This window comes from Polynucleobacter duraquae, from assembly GCF_000973625.1.
Classification (GTDB): Bacteria; Pseudomonadota; Gammaproteobacteria; order Burkholderiales; family Burkholderiaceae; genus Polynucleobacter; species Polynucleobacter duraquae.
On sequence record NZ_CP007501.1, the window covers coordinates 705,541 to 723,633 of the forward strand.

An 18,093-nucleotide genomic window follows, 5' to 3' on the forward strand; every position below is an offset into this window, starting at 1 on the left:
TAAATACCTCAGGCTGCGAAAGCGCCCCCATCTTGTAGCGCTTTGAGTTCTTGCCCTGCAATACCTAATTCCTTAAGCACTTCATTGGTGTGCTCGCCGAGTAAAGGAGGATGACGAGAAACCTGTTGTGGAGTGCCCATCATCTTGACTGCAAAGCCAATATTGGGAACTTTACCTTCAATTGGGTGGTCAATCTCCATGCGCATCTGGCGATGCTGTCCATGCTCACTATCAAATGCTTGTGGGTAGGTATTGATTGGTCCAGCCGGAATGCCTGCTGCCAACAGGAGATCCACCCATTCTTCACTAGTTTTGGTGATGAAAGTTTTTTCTAGCTCAGCAGCTAGTATTAAGCGATTAGCTAGACGTAGTGGATTGGTTCTAAAGAGAGAATCTTCAAATAATTCTGGGCGATTAATCTTATCGCAGAGGAGTTTCCAGAGCTTTTGATTGGTGGCGCCCATTACAAAATAACCATCGGAGGCTTTCATGGCCTGATAGGGCGCGCTCATATGATTGGCTGTGCCCAACTTGTAAGGCTCAACACCAGTGCCCCAATATTGCGCTGTATCCCAGATGGAAAAGGCTAAAGCAGAATCAAAGAGGGAAGCATCAATAAATTGACCTTCACCTGATTTAGTCTTACCAATATAGGCTGACAAAATTCCATAGACTGCAAAAAGGGCGCAACCAATATCTGCCACCGGAACACCCGCTTTCACAGGAGGACCATCTGGATAACCGGTAACACTCATGACGCCAGACATGGCTTGTGCCATCAGGTCAAAGCCGGGACGATCTGCCCATGGACCTGTTTGTCCGAATCCCGAGATGCTGGCATAGACCAATCCAGGATTGATGTCTTTCAGGGAAGGGTAATCGATTCCCAGTTTTTTCATGACGCCGGGGCGATAGTTCTCGACCAAGATATCGGCAGTCTTCACGAGCTCAAAAAATACTTTTTTTCCGGCTTCGGTTTTGAGGTTGAGCGTCACGCTACGTTTATTGCGATTCATATTCAAAAAGCCCATGCTATCTGAGCCTTTCATCTTGAATCCCATTGCCCCGCGAGTTTGATCTCCAGTACCAGGCGGCTCAATTTTGATGACATCAGCACCCAGGTCAGCCAACAACATGCAGCAGTAGGGGCCGGCCATTACTTGACTTACGTCAAGAACTCGAACGCCAGCCAGGGGCAAAGGCTTGCTGATAGGTGTTTTCATCATTGTCTCAATAGTTTTTATATGTTTATATTGCAAAGTTCATTTACAGCATTGAATATAAAACAAAAAATGGAGACCGTATGATCAATCAATCACCGAAACAGATTTTGCGCAGATTCGCTTTCTTGGCGCTGGGTATCTGCAGCGCTTTTTCATTAACCGCTAATGCTCAGCAAGCCTTCCCAACAAAACCGATTCGCTTAATTGTTGGCTTTGCTCCTGGTGGAGGCACGGATATTGTGGCTCGTGCTATTGCTCCTAAGATGGGTGAGATCTTAGGCCAAAGCATCATCATTGAAAATAAATCTGGTGCAGCTGGAACTATTGGCGCAGACCTAGTTGCCAAATCGAATCCGGATGGCTACACCTTGCTGATGGGGCATTCCAATTCGAATGCGATTTCTCCATTTGTGCTTAAGAATGTGCCCTACAACCCGGCGACTGACTTCACACCAATTACTTATTTAGGTTATGTCCCAAACGTGTTGGTAGTTAAATCTTCTCTGCCCGTGAACTCAGTGGCGCAATTGATTTCCTTGGCGAAGCAAAATCCAGGTCAGATGACTTATGGCTCTTCTGGTATCGGTAGTACTCAGCATTTAGCTGGCGCCTTGTTCTCCAAGATTGCTGGCGTAGAAATGAATCACGTTCCTTACAAAGGTAGCGGTCAGGCGATTGTCGATTTATTGGGTGGTCAAATCACAATGAACTTTGATACTTTGCCGCCAAACTTGCAACAGATTCGTCAAGGCAATTTAAAGGCTTTGGCTATCTCCACTCCGAAGCGTTTGGCATTATTACCGAACGTCCCTACATTTAATGAGGTAGGGATTGTTGGCTTTGATGTGACCAACTGGTATTCCGTGATGGGACCTAAAGGGATGGATCCTGCAGTTGTGAATAGGATTGATCAGGCCGTAAAAGCAGCTACCAATGATCCAGAGATTAAGAAAACATTGGATGCTCAAGGCTTGCAACCAGAAGGTCCAGCAACACCGGCAGCCTTTAATTTGTTCCTAGCAGGTGAGTTAGCGAAGTATCAGCGCTTGGTAAAGAGCTTGAATATCAAGGCTGAATAATTCGTTTTCTATTTTTTTATCCAACTAGGTTAGCTAATTGGGCTATAGTATTCGTTAACCCTCTCTCTTGAATGAGGGGGGGTTTTTCATTTCATGACAACAGCCATAAACTCCACCCCAGATCGAATTGCCGAAGTTCGCTTAGAGCTTCGCAATAACATTGCGTACATTACTTTTGATCATGTTGCTGCTCGCAATGCAATGACAGTAGGAATGTACCAAAGCCTGAAATCGATTTGCGAGGATTTGACTCATAACTCTTCAGCAAGAGTTGCTATTTTGAGAGGTGCCGGTGGCAAGTCCTTTGTCTCGGGTAGTGATATCGCTCAGTTCTCTGGATTTAACTCTGGTGAAGATGGCATTCGCTACGAAGAGGGTATTGATGCTTACCTCGCACCTTTAGCTATGTTGCCTATTCCAACGATTGCGGTTATTGATGGCATGGCGGTTGGCGGAGGTCTTGCAATTGCTAGTTGTTGCGATTTCAGAATCTGCACACCCGATGCGCGCTTTGGAGTGCCTATTGCCAAAACACTGGGTAATTGTTTATCTGCTGCTAATGTTGCTTGGCTCGTTGCGCATCTGGGTATCAATATTGTCAAGCGCATGTTATTGCTAGCTGAGCTCGTGACAGCATCTGAGTTACTCAAGCAGGGCTACCTCTTAGCGACTTATCCTGTTCAAGCGCTGGAGAGTGAGTCCAATCAGTTGGCTGAGCGCTTAATGGGTTTAGCGCCTATCACGCAAAAATCTTGCAAGCAAACTCTTGCAAGAATCATCAAAAATAATTTACCTGATTGCAATGATTTAATTAAAGAGTGCTACGGCAGCGATGACTTTAAGAATGGAGTTACATCGTTTCTGGATGGTAAACCGCCCAGCTGGTCTGGAAAGTAAGCTCAGCTCTTAGGCTTATCAGAGATTTATAAGAATATCTCTTGTAAGTTATTCAGGTAGCGCAAACCTTGTTCGGTCGCTTTGAGTTTATTAGGGTCTGAATCTAACAACCCTTTTTTAGTTGCCTCATCCAATCCTTTGGATACTACATTGAGTGGCAAGCCAGTGCGCTCTCCAAATGTAACCGTATCTACGCCATCAGTGAGGCGCAGGGTATTGAGCATGAATTCAAAAGGAAGATCTTTAGCCGTAATCTCTCTCGCTTCGATCAAAGCATTACCTTTGGTCTCCATCGATTGCATATAGGTTTCTGGATGACGTTCTCGCACCTGACGCGTAATTTTGTCAGGGAATGAAATCTTCCCATGTGCGCCTGCGCCAATCCCGATGTAATCTCCAAAGCGCCAGTAATTGAGATTGTGTTTACACTCCTGATCTTTTTTGGCATACGCAGACACTTCATAACGTCGATAGTCTGCTGCCTCTAAAAGTTTCAAGTTCTGCTCAAAGATTGCATCAATCTCATCTTCGCTAGGAAGCTTTGGGGGGAAGTTCGCAAAGTAGGTATTGGGCTCTAGCGTCAGGTTATAGAAGGATAGATGGGGAGCCTTAAATGAGAGGGCAGTTTCAATATCGGATCTTGCGGCTTCTAAAGTTTGATTAGGTAAGCCGAACATGAGATCCAGATTAACGGATTTAAAGTGTTGCAAAGCAATCGCAATCGCACATTTGGCTTCTTCACCATTATGTATGCGCCCCAAGGCTTTAAGTTGTGCATCTTGAAAACTCTGAATACCTAAAGAGACGCGATTGATTCCCGCCTTAGCAAAGCCAGCAAACTTCTCAGTCTCAACAGACCCAGGATTAGCTTCCATGGTGATTTCACAATCGGGTTCTAGGTTCACCCGTGCCCGAACGGCTGAAAGCAGTTCATTCATACCATTGGCGGATAATAAGCTGGGAGTGCCGCCACCAATAAAGATGCTATGCACTTGACGACCCCAGATGCGAGGTAGCTCTGTCTCTAGGTCGGCAATGAGAGCCTTGATGTAACGCGCTTCATCAAACCCTTGCTTGCCATCTTTAATTTGATGCGAGTTGAAGTCACAGTAAGGGCATTTCTTTTCACACCACGGAAAGTGAATGTACAAAGACAGCGGGGGTAGGGCAGTAAGCTTTGGCTGCGTAGCCAAAACAGAATTAAGCGTATTGAGCACGGACTTGGAGTTGGGTAATGAGTTCACGCAAAGCTTGGCCTCGATGGCTGATCTGGTTTTTCTCAGCAGGCTCTAATTGGGCGACGGTTTTGCCCAGCTCTGGTATAAAAAAGTGCGGGTCATAACCAAAACCACGATCACCCTGAGGCTCATCAACGATCTGGCCGTACCATCGGGCCTGAACAATCAGCGGCTCTGGATCATTAGTGCTGTTGACCATCACAAGGGCGCAAACATAGTGCGCCCCTCGATTCGCTTTGCCCTGTAATGCTGCAATCAGTTTTTGATTATTAGCCGCATTATCGCCATCAAGTCCTGCATAACGGGCTGAGTAAACTCCAGGCGCCCCATCTAAGGCGTGGGCACAAATTCCGGAGTCGTCCGCGAGTGCAGGTAATCCGCTCATGGCGCTGGCATGACGTGCCTTAGCAAGGGCATTCTCAATAAAGGTATGGTGCGGTTCTTCTACTGCCGGAATGCCTAACTCACCTTGAGGGATGACTTGAAAGTGAAACGGCGCCAAGAGTTCCTGAAATTCACGGACTTTGCCAGCATTGTTAGAGGCGAGAACGAGCTTTTGCACCATCGACCTTTGATCTTTTATTTGAAGGCTTCTTTTTGTAACTGAGTTAAATCACGAATACCTTCTTGGGCCAGATCTAGCAAAGCATTCAACTCATTGCGGGAGAAAGCAGGGCCTTCTGCAGTACCTTGCACTTCAATCATGCCGCCTTTACCTGTCATGACCACATTCATATCCGTATCACAAGATGAGTCTTCTGGGTAATCTAAGTCCAGTACGGGCACTCCTTGGTAGATGCCAACAGAAATCGCTGCAACGCTGTCGATGATGGGGTCAGTTTTCAGTGCACCACTTTCAAGCAGGGTGTTGATCGCATCACGTGCCGCAACATATGCGCCGGTAATCGATGCAGTTCGTGTTCCACCATCGGCTTGCAACACATCACAATCTAAATGAATTGTTCTTTCGCCTAAGACTTTTAAATCAAAGACGCTACGCATCGCACGGCCAATTAAACGTTGGATCTCTTGTGTGCGACCGGACTGTTTGCCCCGAGCAGCTTCACGGTCGGTCCGGGTATGAGTAGAACGCGGCAGCATGCCGTATTCGGCAGTAACCCAACCTTCACCAGAACCTTTTTTATGGGGCGGCACCTTTTCCAGCACGCTGGCTGTACAGAGTACTTTGGTGTCACCAAAGGCAATCAGGACTGAGCCTTCTGCATGCTTGGTAAAAGCGCGGCTGATGCTCACAGGGCGTAACTGGGCTGGGGCGCGGCCACTAGGGCGGGTGATGTTGGACTGAGTCATGGGGCGTGGTCCTAAAGATCTACAATACCCACATGATATCGAGCATGACTGGTTATGGCAGCGCTTCTCGTCAAGTCTCTCTAGGAGCTGGCGTAGTAGCTGATCTGCAAGTGGAATGTCGGGCTGTGAATAGCCGCTTTCTGGATTTGGGCTTTCGTCTTCCGGACGAATGTCGCGGGGCGGAGCCTGCCTTACGAGAGCTGGCTACGCAAAGCCTTTCTCGAGGTAAGGTCGAGTTTCGGGCAGCATGGCGCGTTAATTCGGGCGCTGCTGGAGTGGCGAAGGCCAACCCCCATGCTTTAGGCGCCCTGAATAAGGATCGTTTAGATGCTCTTTATACCCTGCAAGAGCATGCCCAGACAGCCTTTCCGAATTCAGAGGCTTTACGTATCGCCGATATTTTGCGTTGGCCTGGGATTGTTTCTGAGCCGAGAGGGGAAGAAGAGGGCTGGATTGCTGCTACCGTAGAAGCTGGTCGCGCTGCCCTAGCTGCCCTAATGGATAGTCGCCATGCCGAAGGCAAGTCTTTGACCACAGTGTTAAGTGATATCACTAGCAAAATGCGTGAGATTGTCAAAGTGATCGAGCCAAAGGTCCCACTCTACGTAGCGCAGTATCAAGAAAAACTCACTGAGCGTCTATCTGAGGCTTTAGCTGCTCAAGAGCAAGGAAAGGGTAACGGCGGATCTGGTACCGAGTTGATGGAGCGTATCCGTCAAGAGGTTGTGCTCTATGCCGTACGTATCGATGTGGCAGAGGAGTTTGCACGCTTAAAGACCCATCTTCAAGTAGTAGACACTGCCTTAGCAGGTAAGGGCCCAGTGGGTAAGCGTTTGGATTTCTTGATGCAGGAATTAAACCGTGAAGCTAATACTTTGAGCTCCAAATCGGTTTCAGAAGAATGCACTCAAGCTGCTTTAGAGCTCAAGCTCCTGATTGAGCAAATGCGTGAACAAGTGCAAAATTTAGAGTAACGATTACTTAATTCAATCACTTACCTCAATCACCATGGCCAGCCCTAAACCTAAAGCAAATTTATCTCCTGCCTACCAAGGCAGTATGTTGATGATCGTTGCTCCATCAGGCGCCGGCAAGTCCTCTTTAGTCAATGCCTTATTGCAAGAAGATACTGCTCTCAAGCTTTCACTTTCAACCACTACGCGCGCGCCAAGACCAGGTGAGGTAGATGGCAAGGACTATCGCTTTATTAAAAGAGCGGAATTTATTGCAGAGCGTGACCAAGGTCTTTTTTTAGAGCATGCTGAAGTGCATGGTAATTTTTACGGCACATCCAAAGCCTGGATTGAGACTCAGATGAAAACCGGGCGCGATGTGGTGTTAGAAATCGACTGGCAGGGGGCACAGCAGATTCGTCAGATCATCCCTGAAGTGCAATGGATCTTCATCTTCCCACCTTCATTTGAGGCTCTAGAGGAGCGCTTGCGCAAGCGAGGCCAGGACGATGAGGCCACTATTGAGAGAAGATTGGCTGCAGCGCATTTAGAGCTCCAGCACGCTCACGAAGCAGATTTTATTGTGATCAATGATGATTTTGAGCGTGCACTGATTGATTTAAGACAGGTGGTCGCAGCCAGTCGCTTGCGCTCAGGGCCGATTATGGCTCGTAACCCTGCACTTTTAAAGCGCCTCGGAGTCTAATCAGTTATCCTATGGGTATTAAAGCTAAATCTAAGTGAGTCCAGCATGGCCCGTATTACTGTAGAAGATTGTCTAAAAACCATCCCCAATCGTTTTGAGCTCGTATTGGCTGCGACTTATCGCGCACGTCAATTGGTTCAAGGTCACTCCCCACGTGTTGAGTCCAGAGATAAAGCAACTGTAGTTGCGTTGCGCGAAGTTGCTGCTGGTGTAACCGACCGTGACATGTTGACCAAAGTACCTTTGTAATTACGGAGTTCCGTTGTGGAGCTCCCCTTAGGCGACCCAAACACATCGGAACTCAAAGGCCAGATCTCGCCTAGAGAGATCGCTAATAGCGATAAGTCTTCCATCATCGCAACTTTGCTGGCTCAGTCGAGTCGGCACCTATTTGGCCCAACCTCTGCGCCAGCATTACCCTTAAAGCACCAGGTTGTTTCAATTGATGGCCTGATTTCTAAATTGGGCTATCTCAAGCCCGATGAAGTTGCTCTCATCAAGCAAGCCTTTCATTTTGCTGATGCGGCCCACCTTGGGCAATACCGCCACAGTGGCGAACCTTACATTACCCACCCGGTAGCAGTTGCTGAGCTTTGCGCTACTTGGCGCTTAGACGCGTCTTCCATCATGGCAGCTTTAATGCATGATGTGATTGAGGATACAGGTTGTACTCAAGCAGACCTAGTGGGTAAGTTTGGCAGCAAAGTGGCTGAACTCGTAGAGGGTTTAACTAAGCTCGATAAGTTGGAGTTTCAAAGCCATGCAGAAGCGCAAGCCGAAAGCTTTCGTAAGATGTTTATGGCAATGGCGCGTGATGTCCGAGTGATTTTGGTGAAGCTCGCTGATCGTACGCACAATATGCGAACACTCGATGCCGTCCCAATGGAAAAGCGTCGCCGGGTAGCCGCTGAAACGATTGAGATTTATGCTCCGATTGCACACCGTCTTGGTCTGAATATTATTTATCGCGACCTGCAGGACTTGAGTTTCCGTTACTCCATGCCAATGCGCTTTAGGGTAATTGAAGGAGCTGTAAAGCGGGCGCGTGGTAATCGTAAAGAGATGGTGGAAAAGATTTTGCAGAATGCCCGTATGGCATTTGCAAAAGCTAATCTCGAGGTGGATCTGCAGGGCCGGGAAAAAACCCTGTTTAGCATCTACAGCAAAATGCGTAGCAAGCATTTGAGCTTCTCTCAGGTACTCGATGTATATGCCTTTAGAGTGACAGTCCATTCAATTGACGAGTGCTATCGTGCGCTCGGACTTTTGCACGCACTCTATAAGCCGATGCCTGGAAAGTTTAAGGATTACATTGCCATTCCTAAACTCAATGGATATCAGTCTTTGCATACAACCCTATTGGGACCATCAGGGGTGCCAGTAGAGTTTCAGATACGTACTGGAGATATGCATGCGGTTGCGGAAGCTGGGGTTGCTGCGCACTGGGCCTATAAAGATGGTGGTCCTGATATGAGTGAGGTGCAAAACCGCGCACATCAATGGCTTCAATCCTTAATTGATATTCAAGATAGCAGCGGCGATTCTCAAGAGTTCTTAGAGCACGTCAAAATTGACTTGTTCCCAGACGCAGTTTATGTCTTTACCCCGAAAGGGCAAATTAGGGCCTTGCCACGTGGCGCTACTGCTCTCGATTTTGCTTACTCTATTCATAGTGATGTGGGTAACACCTGCGTAGCAGTCAAGATAAACGGCATGCAGTTACCTTTACGTAGCGAGTTAAAGAACAGCGACATTGTTGAGGTGGTGACTTCTGCTAACTCTCAGCCTAATCCAGGTTGGCTAGCATTTGTGAGAACGGGTAAGGCCCGCGCCTCGATTCGGCATTCACTCAAGACCAAGCACTATGCAGAGTCTTTGCAGTTAGGTGAACGTCTTTTGGCGAGCGCATTACGTCAGCAGGGAGTGGATGCTGGACTGCTATCACCAGAGCTTTGGGAAAAGTTACTGCATTGGACTGGCGATAAAACGCGAGAAGAAGCTTGCGTCAATATTGCTTTGGGCCGCAGATCTTCTCAAGAGTTGGCAATTCGCTTAAATATTTTGATTGATGATGAAGGTGGCTCTGATCAAATGCGCTTGGGCGCGGCAGATTGGGTATCACCTCAACAAGAGATAGCTTCACACCACCATCAGCGTCAGGCCATTTTAGTGGATGGTCGCGAAGGAAATTCGATTCACTTTCAAACCTGTTGTCACCCAATTCCTGGAGATAACATTATTGGCTATCTTGGCAAAGGCGAGGGTTTGCAGGTGCATACCAATGATTGTCAAATAGCACTCAGAATGCTCTCCAAGGATAGTGATAAGTGGGTTGAGGTCGAGTGGGGTAAAGAGGTCAATCGGGAGTTTGAGGTTGACTTAGCAATTGATACACGTCAGGGCAAAGGCGTTTTAGCTAGAGTGGCAAGCAGTGTGACTGCTGCAGACTCCAACATCATGAATGTATCGATGGATGATCGCTACAAAGAAGATGCCGTCACTATTCGTTTCACTATTCAAGTATCAGACCGTCTGCACCTCTCTAAAGTCATGCGTAGTTTGCGTGCAAACCATGATGTGATGCGCGTGATCCGCGTTCGGGTGAGCTAGACTCTTTAAATTCATTATCGATACTGAATGTCCAGGATTTCAATCTCAGTTGGACCAGTTGGCGTCTGAATTTTGACGCAATCACCCAGTCGCGACTTGATTAAGGCTTTGGCTATGGGTGATACCCAGCTGACGTGACCTAGATCTAAATTCACTTCATCGACGCCGACAATCGTAATGCTTGTTTTTTTGCCAGCATCGATGCCTTCCAAGTTCTCATAAGTCACAGTAGCCCCAAAAAAGACCTGATCGGCATCTGCTTCACCCGATTTTCGGGCCTGGTTATCGACAACTACAGCAAGTTCAAGTCGCTGATTGAGAAAGCGAATCCGGCGATCTATCTCCCGAAGTCGTTTTTTTCCATAAATGTAGTCGCCATTCTCGGAGCGGTCGCCATTGGAGGCAGCCCAGTGAACAACCCTGACAACCTCTGGCCGATCAAGGTTTAGGAGCTGTAAAAGCTCACTCTTGATACGTTCGTGACCAGCAGGTGTGATGTAGTTCTTCTCTTCCATGGCATAATTATGGCTGTTGCGGCTGTAGCTCAGCTGGATAGAGTACTTGGCTACGAACCAAGGGGTCGTGGGTTCAATTCCTGCCAGCCGCACCAAGCCTTACAGGGCCTAGTTGAAAAACTGGGCCCTTTTTCTTTTTTAAGCATTTCAGAGTGATTACATATAGATCCCTTATAGTTTGCCTATGAGCATTTCGGACCCTAACTCTTTAAATTCACTCACTCCAGTGGCAGTTTGGTCGCAAGTGGATGTAGCTCATGCTGAGGTCAGATTGAGTGGTGCAGTCAATGTGTATTCCTTGGCTGGAGTGTGGAGTGATGTTCGGAAAAAGCAAAATCAGTGGTTAGACCAAGGCAGTGCAAAGGCGCACTCACTGATTTTTGACGCATCGAAAGTCAGCTCTCTGGATGGATCGGCGTTTGCATTTTTGATTGATGTGCAAGAGGCGCAGAACAAAGCAGGGGGACAGTTTGATATTCAAGGTTTAGATCCTAAATATCAGCCGCTTTTACGTGAATTCGATCCGATTAATAACTTATTCCCAGTAACTGATACAAAACAAAAAAGAAGTTTTGTCATCAGTACTGGTATGGCTGCGCAGAATTTGATAGATGATGCGCGCAGCTTAATAACATTTACGGGTCATCTATCAGCAGATTTAGTATGGTCAATCCGAAATATTAGGCAAGTTCGCTGGGGTGACTTTGTGAACGCTGCTGTAGAGGCGGGCATCTCCGCATTACCTATTGTTGGTCTAGTTGCATTTTTGATTGGCGTCATTCTGTCCTTTCAGGCTGCGATTGGTATGCAGCAATTTGGCGCTGTCTCATTCGTTGGACCACTCGCTGCGCTAGGTATTGTGAGGGAGATGGGGCCACTGATTACTGCGATCTTGCTTGCCGGCCGCTCATCGGCAGCATTTGCAGCCGAGATTGGTACGATGACCGTGAACAGTGAAGTTGATGCACTGGTCACTGGCGGCTTAAGTCCGATTCGCTTTCTAGTGGTACCAAGAGTGCTAGCTGGAATATTAGTAGCGCCAATATTGACCCTGTTTGCCGATATCGTCAGCATTTTTTCTTCCATGCTGACAATGCAAATTTATGGCATTCCCTTTATTAATTTCTACAACGGTATGTTAGCTGCTGTCGATGTTGAGGATGTACTCTCTGGCCTTGTTAAGGCCACTCTCTTCGGTGTAGTTATTTCTGCAATGGGTTGTTTACGGGGTATGCAAACTGGTACCGGTGCGGCAGCTGTAGGCATCTCCGCAACTCGAGCAGTGGTCAGCAGTATTGTCATGATTGTATTGGTAGACGGCATCTTTGCTTACATCTCTTACAGGACGGGTTTCTGATGGATGCACCAGGCAAAGCAATTGATGTGCAAAACCTCACTGTGGGTTATGGCTCAAAAGTGCTGTTACAGAACCTGAATTTCTCCGTTGAGAGCGGTGAGATCTTTGTAATTTTAGGTGGATCAGGTTGCGGTAAATCGAGCCTCTTAAAGAATTTATTCGGACTATATCAACCGCTTGCTGGAGATGTGCTGGTAGAGGGTCAAAATATCACTAGCGCTCAAGGTGCTGAGCGCCAAAAAATTATGACGAGCTTTGGGGTGATGTATCAGCAGGGCGCTTTATTCGGTTCCATGAACTTGCTGGATAACGTGACACTCTTTATGGAGGAGTACACCCAGCTCACTAGAGATCAGATGAACTTATTGGCGAGGTGCAAGCTGGATTTGGTAGGCTTACTTCCATATGAAGCGTATATGCCTAGCGAGATTAGCGGTGGCATGCAAAAGCGGGCTGCGATTGCGCGTGCGATGGCTTTAGATCCTAAAATACTTTTTTTAGATGAGCCTTCAGCGGGCCTTGATCCGATTACGTCGGCTGATCTTGATAGCACCATACTAGATCTCTCAAAAAACTTAGGATTTACTTTTGTGATCGTCTCTCATGAGCTGGCAAGTATTTATTCTATTGCCGACAAAGTCATCATGTTGGATAAGGATGCCAAAGGCATTATTGCCGAGGGTGATCCAAAGGTATTAAGGGACAGCAGTAAAGACCCTCGAGTACATCAATTTTTTAATCGCATCATGAGCAAGGACGCAGCATGAGTAATCACTCCAACCCGAATTACTTCCGTTTGGGAATTTTTGTTCTTGCGGCAATCGGTGCATTACTCACCATCATCTTGATCTTTGGCTCAGGACAATTTTTTAAAAAATCATTCATGGTGGAAACTTATGTCAAGCAATCAGTGACCGGTTTGGATGCTGGAGCTGCGGTACGCTTTCGAGGTGTCAAGATTGGGCAGGTGACATTGATTGCTTTATCGGGTGACTTGTATGAGAAAGAGGTCCCGATGGCTCAGAAGCAAGAGTATGTTGTTGTGAGAATGCAAATCTATGGTGATGCTATTGAGAAAAATCACCTAGAAACATTTATTAAAGATAACTTACGTGCGCGTATACGATCGATGGGTATTACTGGCGTTAATTATGTTGAGTTAGATTTCTATTCAGGTGCTGCTCAATACTCTCAGTTGTCTTATCCCTGGACACCGGAGTATGCAGTTGTGCCATCTATGCCCAACCAGGCAGATGAAATCATCTCAGGTATTCAAAAGATGATTAGTTCTCTAAACGGTCTAGACATTGAGGGGACTCAGAAGAAGTTTGATGCCTTGCTGGGCAATCTCAATAAATTGATGGCTGGAGACGGTAAAAATAATTCGGGCCTGATCAATTCGGTTCAAGATCTCAATGTGTTGTTGGATCGAATTGCTAAAGTCACCGATAAAGATCAGCTCAATATTCTGATGCGTGAATTAGTTGCCACCATGGTTTCTTTGCGTCAAACCGTCACTAGTGTGCAGGGTGATACCACTGTAACCTTAGAGAATCTTCGTCAGGCCAGCGAACAGTTAAATGAATTTACCCGTGTCGTAAGTCAATCTCCAGCTACTCTGATTTGGGGTGAGCCACCTGCACGTATTACGCCTCCAATGAATGGAGTTCAAAAATGAAAATTCAGATGACCAATAACTTTCGTTTCATTCAGTTTGTCGCCTTGGTATTTATAGTGACTGTATTAAGCGCATGTTCATTACCAAAAAGACCGGCATTAGAGGCCGGCACTTGGATGGTTGCACCAGAGCGTACTGGCACCCCTTACAAGCCGCGCAGTGATTTATGGCTCAAGATGGGTTCAGCATCAACAACGCCACCTTTTGATGGCAAGTCTTTGGTTTATCGCTTAGGCGATCAGCGCTATGAAAAGGATTTTTATAATACGTACTCCGCCTTACCAAATGAGATGATCGGTAATGCGACACGTCAGTGGTTGAATAATGCACAGATCTTCTCTATGACCGTAGGTCAGGGTAATAGCTTCTTTCCGTACTACATCTTGCAGACATCTATAGAAGAGTTTTACGGTGATTACCGAGTTCGTCCAGAGGCTGTTATAACGATAGAATTTTTCCTTACTGCAACCGATCCTCAAAAGCGGAATCCAGTGATTGGAAAAAACCGCTATACCAAGAGAGTTGCACTCAAAGACAACACTCCTCAGGCATTGGTGCAGGGCCAGCAGGAAGCTTTGGCGCAAATTTTGAAAGAGTACGAAGTGGTACTTTATAAGTATGCAGGCAATCTGCCTCCACCTTTAGGGCAGTAGGCATTCTAGAATTACAGTGTAAATAACAATATTGGAGAAAACATGGATTTAGGACTCAAAGGTAAAGTTGCTTTAGTGATGGCATCAAGCCGAGGTTTAGGTCAGGCGATGGCTGTTTCCTTGGCACGTGAGGGCGTCAAGGTAGCCGTGACTGGCCGCAATCCCGAGGGATTAAAAAAATCAGTTGAAATGATTGAAGCCGCCGGTGGAACAGCTTTAGCTCTGAGCTGGGATCTTTCTGATTCGTCTTTGATCGATAGCTTGGTTAGTAAGGTGGAAAAAGAGCTGGGTCCGATTGATATCTTGATAAACAATACTGGCGGACCTCCTCCGACATTAGCACTAGGGCAAGATCCCGCTTTATGGCAAAAGAGTTTTAATGACATGGTTCTGTCACTCATCAGCATCACCGATCGAGTTCTACCAGGAATGCGTCAACGTCAATGGGGTCGCATTATTACGAGCACCACTTCAGGTGCGATTGCCCCCATTAAAAATCTTGCAATCTCCAACACCTTGCGTGCGGCATTGCTGGCTTGGTCTAAAACTTTGGCAGCAGAAGTAGCGGCCGATGGCATTACCGTAAATGTGATCATGCCGGGTCGTGTGGCAACAGATCGTTTGCGTCAGCTAGATGAAGCACGTGCCCAACGTGAAAATATGAGTTACGAATCCGTGGTCAAAGCTAGTCAAAGTCAGATCCCGATGGGTCGTTATGGTGATCCTCAAGAGTATGGAGATGCTGCGGCATTTCTGGCTAGTCGCAATGCTTCCTATATTACTGGCTCAGTGATTCGTGTGGATGGCGGCCAGATTCAGGCAATCTAAATCAGTGCTAACAACTTTTTTACGGGCTATTCAGCGAGATCTTCGATCTAGTGAGTTAGTAGCGCTATTGGTCGCGCTGACGCTCTCTGTAGCTGCTTTATCCAGCGTGAGTTTTTTAGCCGACCGCATGCAGCGAGCTTTTCAGTTTGATGCACGCCAGCTTCTTGCTGCCGATTTACTGCTTGTTTCTGATCAACCCCTGCCTGAGCGCTTCATTCAGGAGGCTCGGGGTCGACTGTTGAGTACAGCGCAAACGATTATCTTTCCGAGTATGGCTACGGTAGGGGCGCAAAGTAAGTTAGCTTCCCTTAAGGCTGTGAGCTCTACCTATCCCTTGCGCGGTAACTTGCAAGCATCACCTCCTTCGGCGAGTACAACACCACCAGTGGGTTCAGTTTGGGTGGATCCCGCAATGCTCAGTACGCTAAAGGCAAAAGTTGGCGATAAGATGCTATTGGGTGACAAGACCTTCCTCATTAGCGGTATTTTGGAGCGCGAGCTCGATCGAGGTGCCGGCTTTATGAACTTCGCACCACGCGTCATGATGTCACTTGACGATTTACCCGCCACCGGCCTCATTGGTCTGGGTAGTCGCGTGACTTATCGACTACTTCTATCCGGTAATGATTCAGCTATTACTGATTATGAGCAGTGGGCAACACGATCGATTGCATCCGAAAGTCTCAGGGGATTGCGTATTGAGACCCTGGAAAATGCCCAGCCTGTCATGCGCAAAACTCTCGAGCGGGCAGAACGCTTTTTAGCCTTAGTTGCCTTGCTGACAGCAATGGTAGCTGCAGTAGCGATTGCTTTGTCAGCGCGTCGTTATGTCTTAAAGCAGGCTGATGTTTGTGCTGTCATGAAATGCCTTGGCGCGAGCCAAAAGACGATTCTATTAAACCAAATCAAGATACTGGGTGCACTGTGTATATCGGCTGCTGTGATGGGTGCTGCGATTGCTTATGGTGTTCAAGAGATATTGATTGGGATCTTGGGTAATTTGATATTTGCCAATTTACCCGCGCTCTCACTTTGGCCCTTGGTCTGGAGTATTTTGTTTTCTTCCTGCCTATTGATCGGTTTTGCAGGGCCGCCCTTATTTAGTTTGGTCATGATTTCACCGGTGCGACTGATTCGCAAAGAGTTGGGTTCAGTGAACATCAAAGTTTTGTGGGTCGCACTCTTTGGGTTAAGTACTTGCCTAGTTTTGATTGCGCTGGCAGCTCAAGATTGGAAGCTGGCGTCTTGGGTTGCCGCAAGCTTTGGTTTGGCCGTTGTGCTTTTTGCTGTAATTTCTTGGGCGTGCCTAGGTTTACTGAAGCTCCTTTTTTCAAGGTTGAGCAATCATCACTTCGCACTTCGCTTTGCACTAACGGCACAAGCACGGCGCTCTGGTTTTGCAGTGATGCAAATTACGGCGCTGGGGATTGCTTTGATGGCTTTATTACTCATCCTGTTGCTCCGACAGGATTTATTGGCTACCTGGCAGGGCAATATTCCAGTCGATGCACCCAATCGCTTCATGATCAATGTTCAGGATGATCAAAAGTCTAGTATCACTCGCTCACTACTGGATGCGGGCGTAGCAAAGCCGAGCTTTAGCCCCATGGTTCGTGCACGCTTAGTTGAAGTTAATGGAAAGACTATTGGACCCAATGACTATATCGATGAAAATGCACGCCGCTTAGTTGATCGAGAATTTAATCTCTCATACACCGAGCAGTTGCCTGAGGGCAATCGAATTACTTCTGGAAAGTGGCTTGAAGGTAGCACCCCGCAAGTTTCTTTAGAAGCGGGGATTGCGAAGACTTTGAAGTTAAAGCTTGGCGATCAAATGACCTTTGAGCTTGCCGGTGAAAAAGTCACTACGCCAATTACCTCTTTGCGTAAATTGGATTGGAGTTCGATGAAGGTAAATTTCTTTGTCATCATGCCACCTGCAATGCTCGCAGAGATGCCCCAGTCTTGGATTACCTCGTATTATCAAAGCAATGCAATTGAAGGTTTAGATTTTCAGCTTGCACAGGCCTATCCCAATCTCACCATCGTGGATGTGGGGACATCGCTAAAACAAATTCAGGATGTACTGGATCGACTAGCTTCTGTATTAGGTCTCTTATTCGCTTTCACAATTGCGGCAGCGATTTTGGTTTTAGTGGCTGCGATAGCAGCAACACAAGATGAGCGTTTCAGAAGTGCAGCCTTGTTAAAAGCGGTAGGTGCGTCGCGTCATTTACTAGGGAAGATTGCATTAGCCGAACTCTTGATTATTGGAGCACTTTCAGGAGCTCTTGCTGGACTCGCTGCCGCAATTGCAGCATGGGCACTGGGTCGATTTGTATTGGAGATTGAGTTCAATGCATTTGCGCAGTCTTTAGCAATGGGTATCGGCTTTGGGGTAACCGCTTGCTTGCTAGCAGGTTATCGCTTTCAGAGAAGAATTCAAACCGCTACTGCAATGGAATGTTTGCGTGAGGTCTGACTCGACTGCGAGTCTAGATGCGCTTAATTTAGCGTAACTAAGTTCTTCGGTAACTCTACTAAACGCGTTCTACTGAAACGGTCTGGCAGGCTTTGACGTAGCAAAGGATTAACGCGATCCAAGTAAATGCTCAGTGGCCACAGAAATAAAGCGACCGCAAATAGCATCTCAATAATCTGCCATCTCTGGAGTTCAAACAGCCACTGCAAAATCACGCAAGGTAGTAGCCACAAGGATCCATAAAAATAACGCCAAATCGCTTGTCTGCGAGTCAGATTGTGTCCGCCTGGACCAATCATGCGTACTCGCCAAGTTTGCATTGCTAAGGTCTGTCCCGACTTGGTCCAATACCAAATAAAGTAAACGCCTAGGACGGCGTAGAGATAGAGAAAGGTGAGCCAACTTGGTAGAGATACACCAAACAGAACGCCCAATCCCAAATTGGGAAGTAGGAAGGTAAGAGCGATGACGCCTAATAAAACCAATTGCTCATACAGAATGCAAGAGACCCGTCGCCAAAACTGCGGGGCAGGGAGTAGGTCTAATTCAGCGGGACTGATCAC

At 47.1% G+C, this 18,093-nt stretch carries 18 protein-coding genes and 1 tRNA gene; 13 read left to right on the plus strand and 6 right to left on the minus strand.

Going from position 1 to position 18,093, the window contains the following annotated elements; genetic code table 11:
• Positions 1-8: 8 nt before the first annotated feature.
• Positions 9-1,223 (minus strand): CaiB/BaiF CoA transferase family protein, encoded by a 1,215-nt coding sequence (locus CL55_RS03685; RefSeq protein ID WP_046329913.1) that lies wholly within the window; start codon positions 1,221-1,223, stop codon positions 9-11.
• An 80-nt stretch (positions 1,224-1,303) separates the two neighbouring features.
• On the opposite strand from CL55_RS03685, the gene CL55_RS03690 reads away from it, so the two are divergent.
• Together CL55_RS03690 and CL55_RS03695 are read left to right on the plus strand one after the other, a co-directional pair.
• Positions 1,304-2,302: a Bug family tripartite tricarboxylate transporter substrate binding protein gene (locus CL55_RS03690; RefSeq protein WP_046329914.1), complete on the plus strand. Its 999-nt coding sequence runs from the start codon at positions 1,304-1,306 to the stop codon at positions 2,300-2,302.
• Between the two features lie 93 nt (positions 2,303-2,395).
• A complete protein-coding gene (locus CL55_RS03695; protein WP_046329915.1) occupies positions 2,396-3,199 on the plus strand; it encodes an enoyl-CoA hydratase/isomerase family protein in 804 nt (267 codons plus the stop codon).
• Between the two features lie 26 nt (positions 3,200-3,225).
• Here CL55_RS03695 and hemW read toward each other — a convergent pair whose 3' ends face one another.
• From hemW to rph, 3 genes are read right to left on the minus strand one after another with little or no spacing between them, the layout of a single operon-like run.
• Positions 3,226-4,416 carry a radical SAM family heme chaperone HemW gene (gene hemW / locus CL55_RS03700; RefSeq protein WP_046329916.1) on the minus strand — a complete coding sequence of 397 codons (1,191 nt, stop codon included), beginning with the start codon at positions 4,414-4,416 and terminating at the stop codon, positions 3,226-3,228.
• On the minus strand, positions 4,400-4,999 hold the full coding sequence (gene rdgB, locus CL55_RS03705) for an RdgB/HAM1 family non-canonical purine NTP pyrophosphatase (protein ID WP_205621334.1): 600 nt from the start codon (positions 4,997-4,999) through the stop codon (positions 4,400-4,402). Before rdgB ends, hemW begins: the two co-directional genes overlap by 17 nt.
• Before the next feature lie 17 nt (positions 5,000-5,016).
• Positions 5,017-5,748: a ribonuclease PH gene (gene rph / locus CL55_RS03710; RefSeq protein WP_046329918.1), complete on the minus strand. Its 732-nt coding sequence runs from the start codon at positions 5,746-5,748 to the stop codon at positions 5,017-5,019.
• A gap of 32 nt (positions 5,749-5,780) precedes the next feature.
• Here rph and CL55_RS03715 point away from each other — a divergent pair, with 32 nt between their 5' ends.
• The 4 genes from CL55_RS03715 to CL55_RS03730 all read left to right on the plus strand — a co-directional run bounded on the left by CL55_RS03715 (position 5,781) and on the right by CL55_RS03730 (position 10,017).
• Positions 5,781-6,722, plus strand: coding sequence for a YicC/YloC family endoribonuclease (locus CL55_RS03715; RefSeq protein WP_046329919.1), 942 nt, complete (start codon positions 5,781-5,783; stop codon positions 6,720-6,722).
• Positions 6,723-6,756: 34 nt separating this feature from the next.
• A complete protein-coding gene (gene gmk / locus CL55_RS03720; RefSeq protein ID WP_046329920.1) occupies positions 6,757-7,407 on the plus strand; it encodes a guanylate kinase in 651 nt (216 codons plus the stop codon).
• Between the two features lie 45 nt (positions 7,408-7,452).
• Positions 7,453-7,656 (plus strand): DNA-directed RNA polymerase subunit omega, encoded by a 204-nt coding sequence (gene rpoZ, locus CL55_RS03725; protein ID WP_011902918.1) that lies wholly within the window; start codon positions 7,453-7,455, stop codon positions 7,654-7,656.
• A gap of 63 nt (positions 7,657-7,719) precedes the next feature.
• Complete coding sequence (locus CL55_RS03730) at positions 7,720-10,017, plus strand: RelA/SpoT family protein (protein ID WP_237150554.1); 2,298 nt, start codon at positions 7,720-7,722, stop codon at positions 10,015-10,017.
• A gap of 14 nt (positions 10,018-10,031) precedes the next feature.
• Here the strand turns inward: CL55_RS03730 and greB are convergent, their stop codons facing one another.
• Complete coding sequence (gene greB / locus CL55_RS03735) at positions 10,032-10,532, minus strand: transcription elongation factor GreB (RefSeq protein ID WP_052728838.1); 501 nt, start codon at positions 10,530-10,532, stop codon at positions 10,032-10,034.
• A gap of 18 nt (positions 10,533-10,550) precedes the next feature.
• Here greB and CL55_RS03740 point away from each other — a divergent pair.
• From CL55_RS03740 to CL55_RS03770, 7 genes are all read left to right on the plus strand, one after another.
• A tRNA-Arg gene (locus tag CL55_RS03740) sits at positions 10,551-10,627 on the plus strand.
• Between the two features lie 89 nt (positions 10,628-10,716).
• A complete protein-coding gene (locus CL55_RS03745; RefSeq protein ID WP_052728746.1) occupies positions 10,717-11,889 on the plus strand; it encodes an MlaE family ABC transporter permease in 1,173 nt (390 codons plus the stop codon).
• Positions 11,889-12,656 carry an ABC transporter ATP-binding protein gene (locus CL55_RS03750; RefSeq protein WP_046329923.1) on the plus strand — a complete coding sequence of 256 codons (768 nt, stop codon included), beginning with the start codon at positions 11,889-11,891 and terminating at the stop codon, positions 12,654-12,656. Before CL55_RS03745 ends, CL55_RS03750 begins: the two co-directional genes overlap by 1 nt.
• Positions 12,653-13,567 (plus strand): MlaD family protein, encoded by a 915-nt coding sequence (locus tag CL55_RS03755; protein ID WP_046329924.1) that lies wholly within the window; start codon positions 12,653-12,655, stop codon positions 13,565-13,567. Before CL55_RS03750 ends, CL55_RS03755 begins: the two co-directional genes overlap by 4 nt.
• Positions 13,564-14,220 carry a PqiC family protein gene (locus CL55_RS03760; RefSeq protein ID WP_046329925.1) on the plus strand — a complete coding sequence of 219 codons (657 nt, stop codon included), beginning with the start codon at positions 13,564-13,566 and terminating at the stop codon, positions 14,218-14,220. The genes CL55_RS03755 and CL55_RS03760 overlap by 4 nt, the downstream gene beginning before the upstream one ends.
• 42 nt (positions 14,221-14,262) lie before the next feature.
• Entirely contained in the window at positions 14,263-15,048 is a 786-nt protein-coding gene (locus tag CL55_RS03765; RefSeq protein ID WP_046329926.1) for an SDR family oxidoreductase, read from the plus strand.
• Between the two features lie 4 nt (positions 15,049-15,052).
• Positions 15,053-17,530: an ABC transporter permease gene (locus CL55_RS03770; RefSeq protein ID WP_156156262.1), complete on the plus strand. Its 2,478-nt coding sequence runs from the start codon at positions 15,053-15,055 to the stop codon at positions 17,528-17,530.
• Between the two features lie 23 nt (positions 17,531-17,553).
• Here the strand turns inward: CL55_RS03770 and CL55_RS03775 are convergent, their stop codons facing one another.
• Complete coding sequence (locus CL55_RS03775) at positions 17,554-18,093, minus strand: RDD family protein (RefSeq protein ID WP_237150532.1); 540 nt, start codon at positions 18,091-18,093, stop codon at positions 17,554-17,556.